Source organism: Escherichia sp. XD33 (assembly GCF_019375075.1).
Taxonomy (GTDB): domain Bacteria; phylum Pseudomonadota; class Gammaproteobacteria; order Enterobacterales; family Enterobacteriaceae; genus Enterobacter; species Enterobacter flexneri_A.
Window position 1 is genome coordinate 1 of record NZ_JAENDM010000122.1, and the last position, 3,630, is coordinate 3,630.

2 protein-coding genes and 1 pseudogene are annotated in these 3,630 nt (G+C 48.4%); all 3 read left to right on the forward strand.

Going from position 1 to position 3,630, the window contains the following annotated elements; translation table 11 throughout:
• Positions 1-66: 66 nt before the first annotated feature.
• The gene (gene traG / locus K0778_RS25150; RefSeq protein WP_015059018.1) at positions 67-2,883 is read left to right on the forward strand and encodes a conjugal transfer mating-pair stabilization protein TraG; all 2,817 of its coding nucleotides are present in this window, start codon (positions 67-69) and stop codon (positions 2,881-2,883) included.
• Positions 2,884-2,915: 32 nt separating this feature from the next.
• Positions 2,916-3,437 carry a conjugal transfer entry exclusion protein TraS gene (gene traS / locus K0778_RS25155; RefSeq protein ID WP_000632668.1) on the forward strand — a complete coding sequence of 174 codons (522 nt, stop codon included), beginning with the start codon at positions 2,916-2,918 and terminating at the stop codon, positions 3,435-3,437.
• A 24-nt stretch (positions 3,438-3,461) separates the two neighbouring features.
• Positions 3,462-3,630: pseudogene (locus tag K0778_RS28040) on the forward strand (complement resistance protein TraT); the annotation flags it as partial.

The window sequence follows — 3,630 nt, forward strand, 5'->3', positions numbered from 1 at the left end:
TCAGCAGCTTTCCGCCCGCATGCTCAGTCGTTACCAGAACAACTATCACTTCGGAGGGAGCACGCTGTGAATGAAGTTTATGTGATTGCCGGTGGTGAGTGGTTGCGGAATAACCTGAACGCCATTGCCGCCTTTATGGGAACCAGGACGTGGGATTCCATTGAAAAAATTGCGCTCACATTGTCTGTTCTCGCGGTGGCCGTGATGTGGGTACAGCGGCACAACGTGATGGATTTGCTGGGCTGGGTGGCCGTGTTTGTGCTTATCAGCCTGCTGGTTAATGTCCGCACATCGGTGCAGATTATTGATAACAGTGACCTGGTCAAAGTTCACCGGGTGGATAATGTACCGGTCGGACTGGCGATGCCACTTTCACTGACGACCCGTATCGGGCATGCGATGGTGGCAGGTTATGAGATGGTGTTCGCTCAGCCTGACAGCGCCACCTACAGCAAGACAGGCATGCTGTTCGGGGCGAACCTGATTGTGAAAAGCACCGATTTCCTGTCCCGGAATCCGGAAATCATCAATCTGTTTCAGGACTACGTCCAGAACTGCGTGCTGGGTGATATTTACCTGAACCACAAATACACGCTGGAAGACCTGATGGCCTCCGGTGACCCCTACACGCTGATTTTTTCCCGGCCCAGCCCGCTACGGGGCGTTTATGACAGCAATAATAATTTCATAACCTGTAAAGATGCGTCGGTCACGCTGAAAGACAGGCTGAATCTCGATACAAAGACGGGAGGCAAGACCTGGCATTATTATGTGCAGCAGATATTTGGCGGCAGGCCGGACCCTGACCTGTTATTCAGACAACTGGTGAGTGACAGTTACAGTTATTTCTACGGCTCCAGCCAGTCTGCCAGCCAGATTATGCGCCAGAACGTCACCATGAATGCCCTGAAAGAGGGTATCACCAGTAATGCGGCCCGTAACGGTGATACCGCCAGCCTGGTCAGTCTGGCCACGACTTCGTCGATGGAGAAACAGCGTCTGGCACATGTCTCCATTGGTCATGTGCTGATGCGAAACCTGCCGATGGTGCAGACCATTCTGGTGGGCATTACCATTGGTATCTTCCCGCTCCTGGTACTGGCGGCTGTCTTCAACAGACTGACGCTGTCTGTTCTGAGAGGCTATGTGTTTGCTCTGATGTGGTTCCAGACCTGGCCGTTGCTGTATGCCATTCTGAACAGTGCCATGACATTCTATGCAAAGCAGAATGGTGCACCGGTCGTGCTCTCTGAACTCTCTCAGATACAGCTGAAATACTCCGACCTGGCGTCCACTGCCGGATATATATCTGTCATGATACCCCCGTTGTCATGGATGATGGTAAAAGGCCTTGGCGCAGGTTTTTCCAGCGTGTACAGCCATTTCGCTTCCTCTGCTATCAGTCCGACTGCCAGTGCGGCAGGTAGTGTGGTTGACGGTAATTACTCCTACGGCAACATGCAGACGGAAAACGTGAACGGCTTCAGCTGGAGCACCAACAGCACCACGTCGTTTGGTCAGATGATGTACCAGACCGGCAGTGGCGCAACCGCCACACAGACCCGTGACGGTAATATGGTGATGGATGCAAGCGGAGCTATGTCCCGGTTACCGGTCGGCATCAATGCAACGCGTCAGATTGCGGCAGCACAACAGGAAATGTCCCGGGAAGCATCGAACAGAGCAGAAAGTGCCCTGCATGGGTTCAGCAGCAGTATTGCCAGTGCCTGGAACACGCTCAGTCAGTTTGGTTCTAACCGGGGGAGCAGTGATTCTGTCACAGGTGGTGCTGACAGCACCATGAGCGCACAGGACTCCATGATGGCCAGCCGTATGCGCAGTGCAGTGGAAAGCTATGCGAAGGCGCATAATATCAGTAATGAGCAGGCGACAAGAGAACTGGCATCGAGAAGTACAAATGCGTCGCTTGGCCTTTACGGTGATGCTTATGCTAAAGGGCATTTAGGCATAAGTGTATTGGGTAACGGTGGAGGGGTTGGTCTCCAGGCCGGAGCTAAGGCAAGCATTGATGGCAGTGATCTTGACTCACATGAAGCCAGTAGTGGTTCACGGGCCAGCCATGATGCTCGTCATGATATCGATGCCAGAGCTACACAAGACTTTAAAGAGGCCAGCGATTACTTTACCAGCCGCAAAGTCAGTGAATCCGGCAGCCATACTGACAATAATGCCGATTCCCGCGTGGACCAGCTGTCTGCAGCCCTGAACTCAGCGAAACAGAGTTACGACCAGTACACGACGAATATGACCCGCAGCCATGAATATGCTGAAATGGCATCCCGTACTGAAAGCATGAGTGGGCAGATGAGTGAAGATCTGTCGCAACAGTTTGCACAGTATGTGATGAAACACGCACCGCAGGATGCCGAAGCTATTCTGACAAACACCAGTTCACCGGAGATTGCAGAACGCCGCCGGGCGATGGCGTGGTCTTTTGTGCAGGAACAGGTGCAGCCTGGTGTTGATAATGCCTGGCGTGAATCCCGTGGCGATATTGGTAAAGGAATGGAGAGCGTACCTTCGGGTGGTGGCAGCCAGGATATTATTGCTGACCATCAGGGGCATCAGGCCATTATTGATCAAAGAACGCAGGACAGTAATATCCGGAATGATGTAAAACATCAGGTTGATAATATGGTCACAGAATATAAAGGGAATATAGGTGATACTCAGAACAGTATCCGTGGCGAGGAAAATATTGTAAGAGGGCAGTATTCTGAACTACAAAATCATCATAAAACAGAAGCATTAACTCAGAATAATAAATATAATGAAGAAAAGCTGGCTCAGGAAAGAATACCTGGTGCTGATAGTCCGAAAGAGCTTTTAGAGAAAGCAAAGAGTTACCAGCATAAAGAATAATCGTAACATGTTGGGTAGGGTATGGAGAGGCCATGATTACACAACAAATTATCAGTAGTGAGTTGGAAGTTTTAAAGAAACATATTGACTCAGGAGATATTAGAATTCCGTCACTATGGCAGGGATTAAAACCCGGGTTTATAATCATGGGATGGATGATTTTTTGTCCCTTACTAATGTCATTTCTAATAACACAAAAGACAAGTGAAACACTCACTGCTGTGTTAGCCGGAGGATGGCTTGGACTTATTATTCTGTTTATTGTGGCAAGGATTAGAATGTTATATTTCTCTCTGCCGGAAGAATTCCTAAAGACATCATCCGTAATGAGGATTATATCATCAAAACTGAAAGTGTATTTCATTGTGTATATGGGAATTATATTTTTATGGTCTTTTTTAGGTGGAGGGATTATATACGGTTTTGGTGCAATTTTAGTGACGGTTATTATGGCGTTCTTGATTCAATTAGATATCGGTAGATATCAATTTGTTGGTGTTATTGATGCAATCAATAGTTACGTCAAAAACAAGAAGTTATCAAGAGTAAAATAAAAGATATTAGAGAGTAAATATATGATGAAAACAAAAAAACTAATGATGGTTGCACTGGTCAGTTCCACTCTGGTCCTTTCAGGGTGTGGTGCGATGAGCACAGCAATCAAGAAGCGTAACCTTGAGGTGAAGACTCAGATGAGTGAGACCATCTGGCTTGAACCCGCCAGCGAACGCACGGTATTTCTGCAGA